The sequence below is a fragment of the Thalassospiraceae bacterium LMO-SO8 genome, from assembly GCA_031655335.1.
GTDB lineage: Bacteria > Pseudomonadota > Alphaproteobacteria > Rhodospirillales > Casp-alpha2 > UBA1479.
Genome location: CP134226.1, coordinates 1,537,363 through 1,554,383, shown reverse-complemented (window position 1 = coordinate 1,554,383; position 17,021 = coordinate 1,537,363). Strand labels below are relative to the sequence as shown.

Here is a 17,021-nt window from a genome sequence, read left to right as displayed (position 1 = left end):
CCGCGCCGGGCCCCGCCCCGGCATCGGCATTCCATCCACCCTCGCCCGGCCCCCTTCGCCCGGCGACACCTTCCCGCCCGAACCTTCTGGGGACTTGAATGGCGCGCTACAACGTCAAGGAAAACGAACAGAAATGGCAGGCCGCCTGGGACGCCAAGGGTTGTTTCCAGGTCCGTGAGGACAGCGGCCGGCCGAAGTATTACGTGCTTGAGATGTTTCCCTATCCGTCAGGGCGCATCCACATGGGACACGTCCGCAACTACACCCTGGGCGACGTCGTCGCGCGCTACAAGAAGGCGCGCGGGTTCAACGTGTTGCATCCGATGGGTTGGGACGCCTTCGGCCTGCCGGCGGAAAACGCCGCGATCGAGAACAAGGTGCCGCCGGCACAATGGACCCGCGAAAACATCGCGACCATGCGCCGCCAGCTGAAAACCATGGGCCTGTCCTATGACTGGGACCGGGAACTGGCGACCTGCGAACCCGGCTACTATCGTCACGAACAAAAGATGTTTCTCGACTTTCTGGCGGCCGGCCTGGTCTATCGCAAGGAATCCTGGGTCAACTGGGATCCCGTGGAGAACACCGTGCTGGCCAACGAACAGGTCATCGACGGCTGCGGCTGGCGCTCCGGCGCCCTGGTCGAAAAGCGCCAGCTGAGCCAATGGTTCCTCAAGATCACCGACTACGCCGAGGAGCTTCTCAAAGGCCTCGAGACCCTGGACCGCTGGCCCGACCGGGTTCGCCTGATGCAGGAAAACTGGATCGGCCGGTCCGAAGGGGCGCATGTGCGTTTCCGGTTCGACGGCCGCGACGACCGGCTCGACATCTACACCACGCGCCCCGACACCCTGTTCGGCGCATCCTTCTGCGCCGTCGCCGCCAACCACCCCTTGGCTCAGGAATTGGCCCAGGGCAACCCGAACCTGGCCGCCTTCATCGCCGAGTGCAACCGCATGGGCACCAGCGAAGCAGCCATCGAAACGGCCGAGAAGATGGGCTTCGACACGGGCGTTAAAGTGCTGCATCCGTTCATCGAAGGCCATACCCTGCCCGTTTATGTCGCCAATTTCGTGCTCATGGATTACGGCACGGGGGCGATCTTCGGCTGCCCCGCGCATGACCAGCGCGATTTGGATTTCGCCCGCAAGTACGGCCTGCCGGTGCTGCCCGTGGTGGCGCCCAAGGGTGCGGACGCCGCGACGTTCACGATCGGCGACGAGGCCTTCACGGACGACGGCCTGCTGATCAATTCCGATTTCCTCGACGGCCTTGCCGTGCCCGACGCCAAATCCAAGGTCATCGACCGCCTGGAAAACATGGGCATCGGCACCCGGGCCGTGAACTACCGGCTGCGTGACTGGGGCGTGTCGCGCCAGCGCTACTGGGGCTGCCCGATCCCGATCATCCATTGCGGTGATTGCGGTGCCGTTCCGGTCCCGGAACGGGACCTGCCGGTCGAACTACCCGCCGAAGTCGACTTTACCGGCACCGGCAATCCCCTGGCCCGCCACCCCACGTGGAAGCAGGTCGCCTGCCCGACCTGCGGCAAGCCGGCGGAGCGCGAGACGGACACCTTCGACACGTTCTTCGAATCGTCCTGGTATTTCGCCCGGTTCTGCAATCCGGCGTCCGACGCCCCCCTCGACCGCGCCGCCGTGGATTACTGGCTGCCCGTGGATCAGTATATCGGCGGCATCGAGCATGCCGTCCTTCACCTGCTGTACAGCCGCTTCTTCACGCGGGCCTTGAAGAAATGCGGTTATCTGTCTGTCGAGGAACCTTTCGCCGGGCTGCTGACCCAGGGCATGGTATGTCATCAGACCTTCAAGGACGCGGCCGGCAAATGGCTGCTGCCGTCCCAGGTGGTGTTTGACGGCGACGCCGCCAAACATGCCGAGACGGGCCAGCCGGTGACCCTTGGACGGTCCGAGAAGATGAGCAAGTCCAAGAAAAACGTGGTCGACCCGGAAGCCATCATCGGCGCCTACGGTGCCGATACGGCGCGGCTGTTCATGCTGTCGGACAGCCCGCCCGACCGCGACCTGGAATGGACCGACGCCGGCGTCGACGGGGCCTGGCGCTACCTCAACCGGCTGTGGCGCCTGGTCACGGAAAATCCCGCCCCCCTCGCCGCCGCCGATGCCGCCCGGCCCGCAACAATGGGACCGGCCGCGGAAGAGGTTCTGAAGGCCACGCACAAGACCATCGACGGCGTGTCCGCGGACCTGGAAAAGTTCCACTTCAACAAGGCCGTGGCGCGCATCCGCGAACTGACCAACGCCGTCGAGAGCCTGAAGGACACGGCACCGGACGCGGATTGGGTGCGCCGCTTCGCGCTGGAAACCTTGAGCCTTCTCATCGCCCCCATGACACCCCACCTCGCCGAAGCCCTGTGGCTTGAACTGGGCCATGGCGATACCCTGGTCGCCGATACGCCCTGGCCCGTGGCCGACCCCGCCTATCTGGTCGACGACCTGGTGACCATCGCGGTGCAGGTCAACGGCAAGCTGCGCGGCACCATCGAACTGCCCAAGGATTGCGCGAAGGATGCCGCGGAGGATGCGGCCCTGGCCCTGGATAAGGTACAATCCGTGCTGGAAGGCAAACCGCCCCGGAAGGTCATCGTCGTGCCGAACAGGATCGTCAATGTGGTCGCGTAGGAATATCCTAGCCGGGATCGCCGGCGCGTTGGCGGTTGGCGGCCTCGGCGGCTGCGGTTTCCGCCCACTCTACGGCCGGTCGGGGGCCGGCGCCGACCTAAGCGAGACCTTGTCCCTGGTCGAGATCGGCCCGGTTCGCAACACGACCACGGACGGACGCGACGTTGCCCGCGTCGGCCAGCAACTGCACAACGCGCTGCTGGATGGACTGTCCCCCCGGGGGCCGCGCGGCGAACAGATCTATCGTCTGGACGTTACGTTGAATGAAGGCATTTCCTCGCTGGCCGTGCAGAAAAGCGCCGATGCCACCCGCGCCGATCTGTCCCTGACCAGTTCGTTCGTCCTGTTGGATCTGCGCACCGGGCAGCATCTTTACTCGGGCAACAGCCGGGCCGTGTCGAGCTTCAACATCCTCAATTCGGAATTCGCCACGCTGATGGCCGAAAAAGGCGCCCGTGACCGGGCCGTCCGCCAGTTGGGCGACGATATTCGGCTCAAGATCGCGATTTTCCTGAAAACCAACCCCGACAAGCCGTGAGCCCGGCGCCGGCACGACCCCGGACATCCAAGGTCCCGTCATGAAACTCTCCGGCCGCCAGATCGACAGCTTCCTCGACGATCCCGGGAATGCGGTCGCGGCGGTGCTGATCTATGGTCCCGACCAGGGCTTGGTGCGTGAGCGCGCCGACCGCGTCATGCGCGCCGTCGCCGGATCGACCGACGACCCCTTCCGAACCGCCTCCGTCACCGAACAGGACGTGGCCGACGACACCGAGCGGCTGGCCGCCGAACGGTCCGCCATGGCCTTCGGCGGCGGCCGGCGCGCGGTCCGCGCCGATGGCGGCGACCGTCTGGCGCCGGCGGTCGAGCGCGCCCTCACGGCTGAAGGCGACGGGCTGGTCATCATCGTCGCCGGCGACCTCACCCCCCGGGCGAAGCTGCGCAAAATCTGCGAGACCGCGCCTAATGCCGCCGCCATCCCCTGCTATGCCGACGACGCCCGCGCCATGGAACAGGTCATCCGCGACACCCTGTCTGCCGCCGGTCTGACCATCGGACGGGAGGCCCAGGCCCATCTGGCCGCCAATCTGGGCAACGATCGGCTGATTTCCCGGCGTGAGTTGGAAAAGCTGGTGCTCTACATGCAGGGCGCCGGACCCGAGGTAACCCTGGCCGACGCCCAGGCCTGCGTCGGCGACAACGCCGGGCGCGGCACCGAGGCCGTGACCCAGGCCCTGGCCGGCGGCGACGTCGCGGGCCTGCTCAGCGCCTATGCCAGCGCCCAGGACCTGGGCGAGACCGCCGTCGGCATGCTGCGCGCGGCGCAAAGGATGTTCCAGCGCCTGCATCTGGCGGCCGGCGACGTGGCCCGCGGCACGCGCCCCGAGCAGGCCGTCGACAACCTGCGCCCGCCTGTCTTTTTCAAAGAAAAACCCTTATTTATCAGCGCATTACGGTCATGGACGCCGAGCCGCCTGGGAACCGCCCTGGACGTCCTGACCGAGGCCGAGCGGGCCTGCAAAAGCGGCCTGGGGCCCGACGAGGTGATTTGCGAGCGGGCCTTCATCCGCTTGGCCCGCCTCGCGCGCTAGGCCCAAACCCTACGAACGACTCGCCGGGTTCATTCTCAACCGATATTTAGGCTCATCAGGCTGACCCAAGAACCGGGCCGTTATTCGCCCGCGGCTTGGCCGCTCAGGCGTTGCAGCAGGCCGTCGAGCTGGTCGAGGGATTTGTAATAGAGCGTGACCGAGCCCTCCCGGCCCTTGGCCGCGATGGCGACACGCAGGCCGAGCAGATCGGACAGGTCCGTTTCCAGGGCGCGGGTATCCGCATCCTTTTCCTTGGGCCCGCGTCTGGTGCCGCTGCTTTTCGCCGTCGCGGCGCGCTGCACGAGCTGTTCCGTCTGGCGCACGCTGAGCCCCTGGTCGACGACCTGACGGGCCAGGGCTTCCGGCGCCGCCGCCGACAACAGCGCCCGGGCGTGCCCGGCGCTCAAGTCGCCCTTGTCGACCATGGCCTTGACCGCGTCGGGCAGGCCCAACAGGCGCAGCATGTTGGCGACGTGGGAGCGGCTTTTGCCGACAGCCTTGGCGAGCGCCTCTTGGGTATGGCCGAATTCGTCCATCAGGCGTTGCAGACCGACGGCCTCTTCCAGGGGCGACAGGTCTTCCCGTTGCAGGTTTTCGACCAACGCAACTTCGAGCGTTTCCTTGTTCGACAGCACCTTGACCAGCACGGGCACTTCATGGAGCTGGGCCAATTGCGCGGCCCGCCAACGCCGTTCGCCGGCGATGATCTCGTAATTGCCGGGACGGTCGGGATCCTCACGCACCAGGATCGGCTGCAACACGCCCAGTTCGCGGATCGACTGGGCCAGGTCCTGCAATTCCGCCTCGCCCATGGTGCGGCGCGGCTGATAGCGGCCGGGATGGAGCTTTTCGATGGCGATCTGGCGCGCCCCGCCGGCCTGCGCCGGCGACGTGTCCTCACCCAGAAGAGCCGACAGGCCGCGCCCCAGGTTTCTGCGTTTTTCCGCCATCATGATGCCCCCATCGGCTGGCCGCCGCCCTGGCGCGCCAGGGCCTGGCGATGTTGCGTCTGGCGTTCGCGGCTGATGACCTCGCTGGCCAGGTTGAGATAAGCCCGCGACCCGGCGCAGGCGGTGTCGTAGATCAGCACCGGGCGGCCGTGGGACGGCGCCTCGGAAATCCGCACGTTGCGGGGAATCACGGTCTCGTAGACCTTGTCGCCGAAATGGTCGCGGACATCCGTTTCGACCATGCCCGACAGATTGTTGCGCTGATCGAACATGGTCAGGACGATGCCCTGGATTTCCAGGCCCGCGTTGAAGGCGGCGCGCACGCGCTCGATGGTCTGCATCAACTGGCTGACGCCCTCGAGGGCGAAGAATTCGCACTGCAAAGGCACCAGAACCGCCTGGGCCGCGACCAGGGAGTTGACGGTCAGCAGGCCGAGCGCCGGCGGGCAGTCGATGAGCACGAAATCGTAGGCCGGGCCGGCCGCGGAGATCGCCGCCTCCAGGCTTTGCTTCAGGAAATATTCGCGGCCGTCCTCGTCAACCAGCTCGACCTCGATCCCCGACAGGTCGATGCCCGAGGGCACGATGTCCAGATTGGGGATTTCCGTCGCCTGGGCCGCCGCCGCCAGGGGCTCGGCATGGATCAGCAGATGATAGGAATTCACCGCCCGCTGCGCCCGGGGAATGCCGAGACCCGTCGAGGCGTTGCCCTGAGGATCGAGATCGATGATCAGCACCCGGTTGCCGACGGCGGCCAGCGCCGTGCCCAGGTTGATGGCGGTCGTCGTCTTGCCGACCCCGCCCTTTTGATTGGCGACGGCGATGATGCGCGGCGGGGCCGGGATATCCGGCACCACGGGGCCGTTCAGGCCGTCGTAAAGGGGCTCAGCCATGGCGTCGTTCAAGGTCCTCGATCAGGAGAATAACGCCCTCGGAATCACTCGCGCTGGGCATTTTCGTGACGCGCATCTTCCAGGCTTTTTCCGATTCGGTCAATTCCGCATCCGTGGCTTTGCCTTTTAAAAACAAAAGTTTTCCACTGGTTTTCAACAGGTTGTTCGACATTTCCAACAATTTGGGCAAAGGGGCCAGGGCCCGCGCGGTGACGATGTCGTAGCCGGCGGCCCCGGTTTCCGCCATTTCTTCGATGCGCCGGTTCTCGATCCGCGCGTGGGTGCCCATCAGCCGGTTGGCCTCGCGCAGGAAGGCGGCCTTGCGGCTGTCGCTCTCGACCAGGTCGAGACACGCCCCCTCCCCGGCGCCGATCCCGAGCGCCGCGAGCACCAGGCCCGGCAGGCCCGCCCCCGAGCCGAGATCGCAGACCCGCTGCGGTCCCGCCGGGATCAGGGCCGCGAGCTGGCCGCAATCGAGGATATGGCGGCGCCACAGATCGGCCACCGTGGCCGGGCCGATCAGGTTGATGCGGCGCTGCCATTTGACCAAGGCCGCGACATAGGTTTCCAGGCGCGCTCGCGGCACGGCCCCGTCCGCGCCGTCGAGCCCGAGGGCACGGGCGACGTCCACGGGCATCTGAGGCGTGGGGTCGGGGCTCGATTGTTTCACGTGAAACAGTCTCTGTTCGGTTGGGGGCCTGTTTGGCCCATTGGACGGTTGGGTCAGGCGCTGAGACGGGCGTCCCGGCGCTTGACATGGGCGAGCAGGATGGTCAGCGCCGCCGGGGTCACGCCGGGCAGGCGGGCCGCCGCGCCCAGGGTCGCCGGACGGGCCTGCTTGAGTTTTTCCCGGACCTCGTTGGACAGACCGGACACGGCGTCGTAATCGAGCGCGCCCGGCAGGGTCAGGCCCTCGTCCCGGCGGAAGGCGCGGATGTCGGCGTCCTGACGCACCAGATACTGGCTGTACCCCGCCTCGATGGTCAGTTGGCCGAGAATCTCCGGCCGCAGCTCGGCAATCTCCGGCCAATGGGCCGCGATGACCTCCGCCGTCACTCCCGGATAGGACAACAGGGTCCAGGCGCTGCGCCGCGCCCCATCCTGGTTCACGGCGAAGCCGGCCTTGGCCAGCGTGTTGGGGCTGGCCTCCAGGCGCTCCAGCAGGCGGCGGCCCAGGGTCAGAGCCGTCTGCTTGCGGGCGAAGGCGCGGGCCCGGTCGGCGCCGACGCAGCCGACACCCATGCCGAGCGGCGTCAACCGCTGGTCCGCGTTGTCGGCGCGCAGCTTGAGGCGGTATTCGGCGCGCGAGGTGAACATGCGGTAAGGCTCGCGGGTGCCGAGGGTCACTAGATCGTCGATCATCACGCCGATGTAGGCGTCGGCACGGTCGAGCACGAAATCCCGGACGGCCCCTGCCCCACCACCGGCACCCGCGCGGATCGCCGCGTTGATCCCGGCGATCAGGCCCTGGGCGCCCGCCTCCTCGTATCCGGTGGTGCCATTGATCTGCCCGGCCAGAAACAGGCCCGGCACCCGGTGGGTCTCCAGGGTCGGCGTCAATTGGCGGGGGTCGACGAAATCGTATTCGATGGCATAACCGGGGCGGATCATCACGGCCTTTTCCAGACCCGGGATGGTTTTCAGCATCGCCAGCTGCACGTCCTTCGGCAGCGAGGTCGAGATGCCGTTGGGATAGACCGTGGGGTCGTCCAGGCCCTCTGGCTCGAGGAAGATCTGATGGCGCTCGCGCTCGGCGAAGCGCACCACCTTGTCCTCGATGGACGGACAATAACGCGGGCCCTTGCTTTCGATCTGCCCGGAATACATGGGCGAGCGGTGGATGTTGGCGCGAATCAGATCATGAGTCGCCGGGGTGGTTTCGGTGATGCCGCAGGCGATCTGCCGCGTGGTGATGCTGTCCGTCAGATAGGAAAAGGGCACCGGCGGCGTATCGCCCAGCTGTTCGTCGAGCCCGGCCCAGTCGATGGTGCGGCCGTCCAGGCGGGCGGGCGTGCCGGTCTTGAGGCGGCCCAGGTCGAAGCCCAGGCGCCGGAAGGTATAGCTGAGGCCGATCGCCGGCTTGTCCCCCACCCGCCCGGCGGGAATCCGGGTTTCGCCGATATGGATCAGCCCGCGCAGGAAGGTGCCCGTGGTGATGACCACGGCGGCGGCCCGGAATTCCCGGCCATCCATGGCCCGCACCCCGGTCAGACGACCGTCGGCGCCGAACATCAGGTCATCGGCCCCGGCCTCGATAATGGTCAAATTCTCGGTTTCGGTCAGGATGTCCTGCACCGCCTGGCGGTACAGCTTGCGGTCGGCCTGGGCCCGCGGCCCCCAGACCGCCGGCCCCTTGGACCTGTTGAGCATGCGGAATTGAATACCGCCGCGGTCGATGGCCCGGCCCATGACACCGTCAAGGGCGTCGATCTCGCGCACCAGCTGACCCTTGGCCAGGCCGCCGATGGCCGGATTGCAGGACATCTCGCCGATGGTCGCGGCCTTATGGGTCAGCAGCAGCGTCGCGGCCCCCTGGCGCGCCGCCGCCGCGGCCGCCTCGGTTCCGGCGTGCCCGCCGCCCACCACAATGACGTCGAAAGTCCGGTCCATGGACCGCCCACCTGATTCTGCCTCGGGAATCCCGCCTCCGCCCCGCCGATGGCGCGGAAACACAGGCCGGAATGTAGGAACCCCGCCGATCCGAGTCAAATGCCTTCGCAGATCGCCGTTCGCGCGGCCCGCCGCCGCCCGGGCCGGAATTTGCACCCTCGCGGCCCCGCCGGGAGCTTTCGCCGCCACCCCTGAAAAACACTCAGGGAGAGAAATGTTTCACGTGAAACATTCTGTCCCGCCACGACCCCGTCCGTTAGCCCACCAACCCGTGATCGCCGCCTGAAAGAAAATTCAGAAATCATTTAACAGATTTAAAAATCACCAATCAGCATTGAAGGTATGCCTAATCAAAATAAACCCACTACATGTTGTATGGATTTAAATAGGCTGGAAAGAATGATCACTTACCGATGCAGAAGTCGGCGAAGATGACATCGAGCAAATCCTCCACATCGACCCGCCCGGTGATGCGCCCGATGGCCCGCGCGGCGAGGCGCAGGTCCTCGGCGACCAGTTCCGGCCCCCGGGTCGACCAGCCGTCGAGGGCCTGGGCCAGAGCCGCCCGTGCTTCTTCCAGCGCGTGGCGATGCCGCGCCCGCGTCGGGCCCGGCGCCGCCCCCGCCCCGGCCAGGGCGAGGCCCCGGACCCTCTCCGTCAACCGGGCAAGGAACCCATCCACCCCCGCCCCGGTCCGGGCCGAGAGCGCCAATACGGGCACGCCGTGCAAATCCAACTCCCCGGGGCCGTCGACGGCGCCCAGGTCCGACTTGTTCACCAACACCAAGGCCCGGCCGTCCGCCGCCAGGGCGCGCAGGTCATCCGGCACGTCCGGCCAGTCGGCGCGGTCGAGCACGATCAGTTTCAGGTCCGCCCAATCGGCCCGCGCCGCGGCCCGGCGCACGCCCTCCTGTTCGACCGCGTCCATGCTGTCGCGCAGGCCCGCCGTGTCGGCGACGATGACCGGCACGCCGCCCAGGTCCAGATGCACCTCGATCACGTCCCGGGTCGTGCCGGCCGTCTCCGACACGATGGCCGCGTCACGCCCGGCCAGCAGGTTCAGCAGCGTCGATTTGCCCGCGTTGGGCCGCCCCAGCAGGGCCAGATGCACCCCGGCGCGAAGCCGCTCGCCCCGCCGGCCGTCGTCGAGATGAGCCACGATCTCGTCCGCCAGCGCGGCCAGGGCATCCCGGGCCGCGCGGTCGATGTCCGCCGGCAGGTCCTCGTCCGCGAAATCGATGCCCGCCTCGACATGGGCGATGGCCGCGATCAGCCGCGCCCGCCAGCCTTCGTAGATTTGTCCGAGCGCCCCCGCCGCCTGGTCCAGGGCCTGGCGCCGCTGTTCGGACGTTTCCGCCGCGACCAGGTCGGCGACGGCTTCCGCCTGGGTCAGGTCCAATTTGCCGTTGAGGAAGGCGCGGCGGGTGAACTCCCCCGCCTCCGCCGGGCGCAGGCCGGGCAGACGGCCGAGCGCGCCCAGCACCCCCTCGACCACGGCCGGGCCGCCGTGCAGGTGCAATTCCACGACATCCTCGCCGGTGAAACTGCCGGGGCCGGGAAACAACAGAACCAGGGCCCGGTCGAGGATTTCGCCGCCCGCCGGGTCGTGAAGGTCGCGCAGCGCCGCCCGCCGCGCCGCGGGCACCGCCTTGCCCGGCGTCAGCGCCGCCAGGGCATCCGCCACCCCAGGGCCGGACAGGCGCACGACCGCGACGCCCGCCCGGGCGCCGCCGCTTGCCAATGCGAAAATGCTGTGGTCGCTCACCGGCCCCCCTCGGCGGCTTCGCCGGGGCCCCCTACTTGGCTTTTTCCGGATCGTCGCCGGGCCGCAGCATCAGATCAGGCACCCGGCCACCGTCCCGCACATGGGCTTCCAAGACCCGGTCAACGTCTTCCCGCGTGGCGCAGCGGTACCACACGCCTTCCGGATAGATGACCAGGGTCGGGCCCAATTCGCAGCGGTCGAGGCAGCCCGCCGAATTCACCCGCACCCCCTTGATGCCCAGTTCCTTGGCCCGCGCCTTCATATAATCGCGCAGCTTCACCGACCCCTTGGCGGCGCAGCTTCCCCGGGGGTGACCCGCCGGGCGTTCGTTGGTGCAGAAAAAAACGTGGCGGTCATAGAACAGGGGCGGATCCCCCGCCTGGTCGTGTTGGGCGTCGCTCACTTGGTATCGTCCTTCTTGGTGGTCTTGGCCTGGCCCTCGTCGCCGGACATGGCCGACATCTGGTTCCAGAACATCTTCTGAAGCTGTTCGAACCCCTGAACCCCGGCGGGGAACCAGGTGTTGAACATGGTTTCCGGATCGAGCGCGGACAGGTTCGCCCTCATCCGCTCCTCCAGGTCCTTCATCAAGGCATCCTGCATGGGTTTCACGTCGGGCAGGCCGAGGAACTTGCGGGCCTCTTCCGGGGTGCAGTCGATGTTCACGGTGATCTTCATGGGTCTCGCCCCTTCCTCGCCCGCGGGCCGCCCGGGGGCGATCCTTTGCAATGGCGAATAACAGCTTGTATGCAGGACACGGCACCCCAACCTAGCCAGGAGACGCGCCCGTGGCAATCGGCCATCACCACGCGGGCGAAGCGGAGCATTCATGAGCGACAACCAACTCGGCCAAGAGACCAGCCCCTACCTCCTGCAACACAAGAACAACCCGGTGCATTGGCGGCCCTGGGGGCCCGAGGCCCTGGCCGAGGCCCGCGACGGCAACAAGCCGATCCTGCTGTCGGTCGGTTACGCCGCCTGCCACTGGTGCCACGTCATGGCCCATGAAAGCTTCGAAAACCCCGACATCGCCGGCCTGATGAACACCCACTTCGTGAACATCAAGGTCGACCGCGAGGAACGCCCCGACCTGGACAACATCTATCAAAGCGCCCTGGCCATGATGGGCGAGCACGGCGGCTGGCCGCTGACCATGTTCCTGACCCCGGACCTGGAACCGTTCTGGGGCGGCACCTATTTCCCGCCGGCCCCCCGCTACGGCCGGCCCGGATTTCCCCAGGTACTGGAAAGCCTCGCCGCGACCTATCGGGACGAGCCCGCCAAGATCGCCGACAACGCCAAGCGCATGCGCGACGCCCTGTCCTCCCTCGCCACGCCCAAGGGCGGCGGCACCGTCTCTCTGGACGCGCTCGACGAGGTCGCCCGGCAGATGCTGCGCTTCGTCGACCCCGTCAACGGCGGCACCCACGGCGCGCCGAAGTTTCCCCAACCCAATTTCTTCCAGGCCCTGTGGCGGGCATATATCCGCACCAACGGCCCCATGTACCGCGAGGCCGTGACCGCGACCCTGGCCAACATCTGCCAGGGCGGGATCTACGATCACCTGGGCGGCGGCTTCGCCCGCTATTCCGTGGACGCGGAATGGCTGGTCCCGCATTTCGAGAAAATGCTCTACGACAACGCCCTTTTGGTCGAGCTGATGGCAGAGGTCTGGCCCCGGCTGGAGGCCGGCCCCAAGGCCGATCTGTTCCGCCTGCGCACGGCGGAAACCATCGACTGGATGCTGGCCGACATGCGCGCCGCCGATGATCCCGCCGCCCCCTTCGCCTTCGTCTCCGCCTATGACGCGGATTCGGAAGGGGTCGAAGGCAAATACTACGTCTGGAGCGAGGCCGAGATCGACGCGCTTCTGGGCGCCGACGCGCCCGTGTTCAAGGCTGCCTATGACGTGACGCCCCATGGCAACTGGGAAGGGCACACCATCCTCAACCGCACCGCCGATGCGGATTTCGGCAACCCCGACCGGGAAGCCGTGCTTGCCCGCTGCCGCGCCGTGCTGCTGCCGGAGCGCGCCAAGCGGGTGCCGCCGATGCGCGACGACAAGGTCTTGGCCGACTGGAACGGTCTGGCCGTCGCCGCCCTGGCCAAGGCCGCCGCCGTGTTCGGCCGGCCTGATTGGCTGGCCACCGCCGAAGGGGTGTTCGCCTTCGTCATGGAGAATCTGAAGAACGGCGACCGCCTGTTGCATTCCTGGTGCGCCGGCAAGGCCGCCCATCCCGGCGTGCTGGAAGACTACGCCAACCTGGCCCGCGCCGCCCTGGCCCTGCACCAGGGCACCGGCGACGCCGCCTATCTGGCCCAGGCGCAATCCCTGGCCGCCGTGCTCGACCGCCATTTCTGGGACGCCGGCAACGGCGGCTACTTCATGGCCGCCGATGACACGGCCGATCTTCTGACCCGCTCCAAGCCCGTGCACGACAACGCCGTGCCCTGTGGCAACGGCACCATGGTCGAGGTCCTGGCCCGCCTTTACCATCTGACCGGCGACGCCGCCTACCGCGACCGCGCCGACGCCCTGATCGCGGCCCTGGCGCCGGAGGAGACCATCAACCTCGCCCATCAGACCACCTTCCAGACCGGGTTCGAGATTCTGGAAAACGCCGTGCAGGTCACCGTCGCCGGATCGGGGGCCGCCGCCGAGGCCCTCGCCGCCACCGCCCTGGCGTCGGGCCATCCGCGCCTGATCCTGCAACGCACGGCCGACGGCCGGGACCTGCCCCCGTCCCACCCCGCCGCCGGCAAGGGCCCGGTCGATGGCGCGCCCGCCGCCTATCTCTGCGCCGGGCCGGCCTGCTCCCTGCCGATGACCGGGGCGGCCGCCCTCGCCCAGGCCCTCGCCGCCCAGGCATGAGCGATTTCTACACCTCCATGAACTCCCCCGTCGGGCCCCTGACCCTGTTCGAGGACCAGGGGGCGCTCACGGCCCTGGAATGGGGCCGCGCCCCCGCCTCGCGGTCGACCCCCCTGCTGAACGAGGCGACGCGCCAGCTCACCGCCTATTTCGACGGCGGGCTCCGGGATTTCGACCTGCCCCTCGCCCCCGTGGGCGGCACGGAATTTCAACGCCGCGTGTGGCAGGCCATGTGCGACATCCCTTACGGCCAAACGGAAACCTACGGTGAACTGGCGGCCCGCATCGGCGGCGTGGCGCGCGCCGTCGGCGGGGCCTGCGGCGCCAATCCCCTGCCCATCCTGATTCCCTGCCACCGGGTCACCGGCGCCGGCGGGCGCATGACCGGCTATTCCGCCGGCGAGGGCGTCGAGACCAAGCAGGCGTTGCTGCGGCTTGAGGGTGCGACCCTGATTTAACGCCCCCGCACCCCGTCAACGGGCTTGCCCCCGCCGCCGCGCGTGACCAAGATACCGCCACATCCCGAAAAAGCGCCCAGGGCGACCAATCGCCCGGGACCACCACCAAGGAGGAATTTTCCCATGACCAAGGCCATCCGCATCCACGAGACCGGCGGACCCGAAGTCCTCAAGTACGAGGACGTGGACGTCGGCGATCCCGGCAAGGGCGAGATCCGCATCCGCCAGACCGCCTGCGGCCTCAACTTCATCGACATCTACCTTCGCACGGGCCTGTACCCGTTGACCGACTTCCCGGAAATCATCGGCATGGAAGCCGCCGGCGTGGTCGAAGCCGTGGGCGAGGGCGTGACCGACAAAAAGGTCGGCGACCGCGTCGCCTACCCGATGCTGAAGGGCGGCTACACCCAGGCGCGATGCATCCCGGCCTGGAAGGCCGTGCACCTGCCCGACGCGATCGACGACCAGACCGCCGCCGCCATGATGCTGAAGGGCATGACCGCCCATTACCTGCTGCACCGCACCTATCCGGTGAAGCCGGGCGATCCCGTGCTGGTTTACGCCGCCGCCGGCGGGGTCGGCCAGATCCTGTGCCAATGGGGCAAGGCGCTGGGCGCCCTCGTCATCGGCTGCGTCGGGTCCGAGGAAAAGGCCGAGATCGCCAAGGCCGCGGGCGCCGCCCATACCATCAACTATTCGACGGAAAACATCGCCGAGAAAGCCAAGGAATACACCGGCGGCGAAGGCGTCGCCGCGGCCTACGACAGCATCGGCAAGGCGACCTTCATGGCGTCGCTGGATTCCCTGCGCCCGTTCGGCGTGCTCGCGACCTACGGCAACGCCTCCGGCCCGGTCGATCCCATCAGCCCGGCCATCCTCGGGCCCAAGGGATCGCTCTACCTGACCCGCCCGACCCTGGCGACCCATACCCGCAACCCGGAAATCCTGGCCGAGGGGGCGAACGCCCTGTTCGACGCCGTGACCTCCGGCAAGGTCAAGATCAACATCAACCAGACCTATCCGCTGGCCGACGTGGCCCAGGCCCATACGGACCTGGAAGCCCGCAAGACCACGGGCTCGAGCGTGCTGATCCCCTGATCGGGACCACCGCCTGAAAACAGAAACGCCGGCGAGGAAAACCCCGCCGGCGTTTTTGATTCGATCTGTTCGCCGAGATCAGCTGTTCATGGAATCGAAGAACTCGCTGTTGACCTTGGTTTCCTTCAGCTTACCCAACAGGAACTCCATGGCGTCCGTGACGCCCATGGGCATGAGAATCCGGCGCAGCACCCACATCTTGGCCAGGGTGCCCTTTTCGACCAGCAGTTCTTCCTTGCGCGTCCCCGACTTGGTGATGTCGATGGTCGGCCACACGCGCTTGTCGGACAGCTTGCGGTCGAGAATGATTTCCGAGTTACCGGTGCCCTTGAATTCCTCGAAGATGACCTCGTCCATGCGCGATCCGGTATCGATCAGCGCCGTCGAAATGATGGTCAGGGACCCGCCTTCCTCGATATTGCGCGCGGCGCCGAAGAACCGCTTGGGCCGCTGCAGGGCGTTGGCGTCGACGCCGCCGGTCAGCACCTTGCCGGAAGACGGCACCACGGTGTTGTAGGCGCGGGCCAGACGGGTGATGGAATCGAGCAGGATGACCACGTCCTTCTTGTGCTCGACCAGACGCTTGGCCTTTTCCAGCACCATTTCCGTGACCTGGACGTGGCGGGTCGCCGGCTCGTCGAAGGTAGAGGAGATGACCTCGCCCTTGACCGAACGGTCCATGTCCGTGACTTCCTCGGGCCGTTCGTCGATCAGCAGCACGATCAGATAGCACTCGGGATGGTTTTCGGCGATGGAATGGGCGATGTTCTGCAACATCACCGTCTTACCCGTGCGCGGCGGGGCGACGATCAGGGCGCGCTGCCCCTTGCCGATCGGGCAGATCAGGTCGAGCACGCGGGACGTCGGGTCCTTGTGCTCGGGATTTTCGATTTCCATCATCAGCCGTTCGTCCGGATACAGCGGCGTCAGGTTGTCGAAGTTGATCCGATGGCGCACCGCCTGGGGGTCGGTGAAGTTGATCTGGTTGACCTTCAGCAGGGCGAAATAACGCTCGCCGTCCTTGGGCGCCCTGATCTCGCCTTCCACCGTGTCGCCGGTGCGCAGGCCGAAGCGGCGCACCTGGCTGGGCGACACGTAGATGTCGTCCGGGCCCGGCAGATAGTTCGCTTCCGGGGAGCGCAGGAAGCCGAAGCCGTCCTGCAACACCTCAAGGACGCCGTCCCCGTAAATCGCAACGTCGTTGTCCGCAAGCTGCTTGAGGATCGCGAACATCATGTCCTGCTTGCGCAGAGAGCTGGCGTTTTCGATCTCCAACTCTTCGGCATAGGCCAGAAGGTCGGCGGGGGATTTCTGCTTCAGTTCCTTGAGATTCATGTGAGGCCTGATCGGTGGGGGGAAAACGGGAAGGGCTAGAGGCCGGAAGAGGCGTCGGCCGGACGGGCCGGGTTGGTCGCGGCGATGCGCGGGCCTGCGGGACGGCCCCGCCGTCCCATCCTGGGCCGGCTGAAACCGTTGCGAGACATCGGACGCGCCCGGGCCGGGTTGGTCGATGGAGAAAGGATTGGGCGGGACCTTTGGTAAACCGGGCCCGAAGGAGGCGGGATGCCGTCCGCGTCGGCACATGGGATGATTAACGAATGCGGAAAATCAAGTCAATTGAACTTTTTGTGCCAAGGCCTTCACATTCGCTGCCAAGGCATCCCGGATCTAGCCCGGCCGCACGATGACCATGATGACGATAACGACCATCAGCACCGCCGGCACCTCGTTCATGAAGCGGTAGAATCGCCCGGAATGCCGGTTGCGGTCCTCGGCGAAGGCGCGCCGCCATTTGCCGCAGTACACATGCATCACCATCATCGCCAAAACGCACCCGGCCTTTACCGGAAACCAGATCGTCTGCCAGATCGCCGTTCCCGACGCCGCCATGAGGATCAGGCCGAACAGCACGGAGGCCATCATCGCCGGATTCATGATGCCCCGCATCAGGCGCCGTTCCATGATCTTGAAGGTCTCGGATTTGTCGGACCCTGCCTCGGCGTCGACGTGATAGACGAACAGGCGCGGCAGATACAGCAACCCGGCCATCCAGGCGATCACGCTGATCACGTGCAGGGCCTTGATCCAGGCATAGGCCGTGGCGCTCAGTTCCATGGCAA

At 66.9% G+C, this 17,021-nt stretch carries 15 protein-coding genes; 6 read left to right on the top strand and 9 right to left on the bottom strand.

The features are described from left to right. Window positions 1–98 precede the first annotated feature (98 nt). The 3 genes from leuS to holA are packed head-to-tail and all read left to right on the top strand — an operon-like array spanning window position 99 to window position 4,255. Window positions 99–2,663, top strand: a complete 2,565-nt coding sequence (gene leuS / locus RJ527_07525; protein WND77582.1) for a leucine--tRNA ligase — start codon at window positions 99–101, stop codon at window positions 2,661–2,663. Then, window positions 2,650–3,201 carry an LPS assembly lipoprotein LptE gene (lptE, locus tag RJ527_07520; GenBank protein ID WND77581.1) on the top strand — a complete coding sequence of 184 codons (552 nt, stop codon included), beginning with the start codon at window positions 2,650–2,652 and terminating at the stop codon, window positions 3,199–3,201. The genes leuS and lptE overlap by 14 nt, the downstream gene beginning before the upstream one ends. 40 nt (window positions 3,202–3,241) lie before the next feature. After that, entirely contained in the window at window positions 3,242–4,255 is a 1,014-nt protein-coding gene (holA, locus tag RJ527_07515) for a DNA polymerase III subunit delta (protein ID WND77580.1), read from the top strand. An 80-nt stretch (window positions 4,256–4,335) separates the two neighbouring features. Here the strand turns inward: holA and RJ527_07510 are convergent, their stop codons facing one another. The 7 genes from RJ527_07510 to RJ527_07480 all read right to left on the bottom strand — a co-directional run bounded on the left by RJ527_07510 (window position 4,336) and on the right by RJ527_07480 (window position 11,151). Continuing rightward, the gene (locus tag RJ527_07510; protein ID WND77579.1) at window positions 4,336–5,208 is read right to left on the bottom strand and encodes a ParB/RepB/Spo0J family partition protein; all 873 of its coding nucleotides are present in this window, start codon (window positions 5,206–5,208) and stop codon (window positions 4,336–4,338) included. Beyond that, window positions 5,205–6,098, bottom strand: a complete 894-nt coding sequence (locus RJ527_07505) for a ParA family protein (GenBank protein ID WND77578.1) — start codon at window positions 6,096–6,098, stop codon at window positions 5,205–5,207. Before RJ527_07505 ends, RJ527_07510 begins: the two co-directional genes overlap by 4 nt. Beyond that, window positions 6,091–6,768 (bottom strand): 16S rRNA (guanine(527)-N(7))-methyltransferase RsmG, encoded by a 678-nt coding sequence (rsmG, locus tag RJ527_07500; protein WND77577.1) that lies wholly within the window; start codon window positions 6,766–6,768, stop codon window positions 6,091–6,093. The genes RJ527_07505 and rsmG overlap by 8 nt, the downstream gene beginning before the upstream one ends. Window positions 6,769–6,821: 53 nt before the next feature. Next, on the bottom strand, window positions 6,822–8,708 hold the full coding sequence (gene mnmG / locus RJ527_07495) for a tRNA uridine-5-carboxymethylaminomethyl(34) synthesis enzyme MnmG (protein ID WND77576.1): 1,887 nt from the start codon (window positions 8,706–8,708) through the stop codon (window positions 6,822–6,824). Between the two features lie 403 nt (window positions 8,709–9,111). Continuing rightward, window positions 9,112–10,473, bottom strand: coding sequence for a tRNA uridine-5-carboxymethylaminomethyl(34) synthesis GTPase MnmE (gene mnmE / locus RJ527_07490; GenBank protein ID WND77575.1), 1,362 nt, complete (start codon window positions 10,471–10,473; stop codon window positions 9,112–9,114). Window positions 10,474–10,504: 31 nt separating this feature from the next. Beyond that, on the bottom strand, window positions 10,505–10,876 hold the full coding sequence (locus RJ527_07485) for a (2Fe-2S) ferredoxin domain-containing protein (protein WND77574.1): 372 nt from the start codon (window positions 10,874–10,876) through the stop codon (window positions 10,505–10,507). Next, window positions 10,873–11,151, bottom strand: coding sequence for a DUF6489 family protein (locus RJ527_07480; GenBank protein WND77573.1), 279 nt, complete (start codon window positions 11,149–11,151; stop codon window positions 10,873–10,875). Before RJ527_07480 ends, RJ527_07485 begins: the two co-directional genes overlap by 4 nt. 151 nt (window positions 11,152–11,302) lie before the next feature. On the opposite strand from RJ527_07480, the gene RJ527_07475 reads away from it, so the two are divergent. The 3 genes from RJ527_07475 to RJ527_07465 all read left to right on the top strand — a co-directional run bounded on the left by RJ527_07475 (window position 11,303) and on the right by RJ527_07465 (window position 14,901). Next, window positions 11,303–13,345 carry a thioredoxin domain-containing protein gene (locus tag RJ527_07475; GenBank protein WND77572.1) on the top strand — a complete coding sequence of 681 codons (2,043 nt, stop codon included), beginning with the start codon at window positions 11,303–11,305 and terminating at the stop codon, window positions 13,343–13,345. Beyond that, on the top strand, window positions 13,342–13,803 hold the full coding sequence (locus RJ527_07470; GenBank protein WND77571.1) for a methylated-DNA--[protein]-cysteine S-methyltransferase: 462 nt from the start codon (window positions 13,342–13,344) through the stop codon (window positions 13,801–13,803). Before RJ527_07475 ends, RJ527_07470 begins: the two co-directional genes overlap by 4 nt. A gap of 123 nt (window positions 13,804–13,926) precedes the next feature. Beyond that, window positions 13,927–14,901 (top strand): quinone oxidoreductase, encoded by a 975-nt coding sequence (locus RJ527_07465; protein WND77570.1) that lies wholly within the window; start codon window positions 13,927–13,929, stop codon window positions 14,899–14,901. Between the two features lie 78 nt (window positions 14,902–14,979). Here RJ527_07465 and rho read toward each other — a convergent pair whose 3' ends face one another. Further along, on the bottom strand, window positions 14,980–16,236 hold the full coding sequence (gene rho / locus RJ527_07460) for a transcription termination factor Rho (protein ID WND77569.1): 1,257 nt from the start codon (window positions 16,234–16,236) through the stop codon (window positions 14,980–14,982). A 333-nt stretch (window positions 16,237–16,569) separates the two neighbouring features. Then, a complete protein-coding gene (gene hemJ, locus RJ527_07455) occupies window positions 16,570–17,016 on the bottom strand; it encodes a protoporphyrinogen oxidase HemJ (GenBank protein WND77568.1) in 447 nt (148 codons plus the stop codon). Window positions 17,017–17,021 lie beyond the last annotated feature (5 nt).

Excerpts from the sequence above, each read along its gene's own strand:
- lptE (WND77581.1), top strand. The coding sequence starts at position 2,650 with ATGTGGTCGCGTAGGAATATCCTAGCCGGGATCGCCGGCGCGTTGGCG.
- hemJ (WND77568.1), bottom strand. The coding sequence starts at position 17,016 with ATGGAACTGAGCGCCACGGCCTATGCCTGGATCAAGGCCCTGCACGTG.
- mnmG (WND77576.1), bottom strand. The coding sequence starts at position 8,708 with ATGGACCGGACTTTCGACGTCATTGTGGTGGGCGGCGGGCACGCCGGA.
- RJ527_07470 (WND77571.1), top strand. The coding sequence starts at position 13,342 with ATGAGCGATTTCTACACCTCCATGAACTCCCCCGTCGGGCCCCTGACC.
- holA (WND77580.1), top strand. The coding sequence starts at position 3,242 with ATGAAACTCTCCGGCCGCCAGATCGACAGCTTCCTCGACGATCCCGGG.
- RJ527_07505 (WND77578.1), bottom strand. The coding sequence starts at position 6,098 with ATGGCTGAGCCCCTTTACGACGGCCTGAACGGCCCCGTGGTGCCGGAT.
- RJ527_07465 (WND77570.1), top strand. The coding sequence starts at position 13,927 with ATGACCAAGGCCATCCGCATCCACGAGACCGGCGGACCCGAAGTCCTC.
- RJ527_07510 (WND77579.1), bottom strand. The coding sequence starts at position 5,208 with ATGATGGCGGAAAAACGCAGAAACCTGGGGCGCGGCCTGTCGGCTCTT.
- rho (WND77569.1), bottom strand. The coding sequence starts at position 16,236 with ATGAATCTCAAGGAACTGAAGCAGAAATCCCCCGCCGACCTTCTGGCC.
- RJ527_07480 (WND77573.1), bottom strand. The coding sequence starts at position 11,151 with ATGAAGATCACCGTGAACATCGACTGCACCCCGGAAGAGGCCCGCAAG.
- RJ527_07475 (WND77572.1), top strand. The coding sequence starts at position 11,303 with ATGAGCGACAACCAACTCGGCCAAGAGACCAGCCCCTACCTCCTGCAA.
- leuS (WND77582.1), top strand. The coding sequence starts at position 99 with ATGGCGCGCTACAACGTCAAGGAAAACGAACAGAAATGGCAGGCCGCC.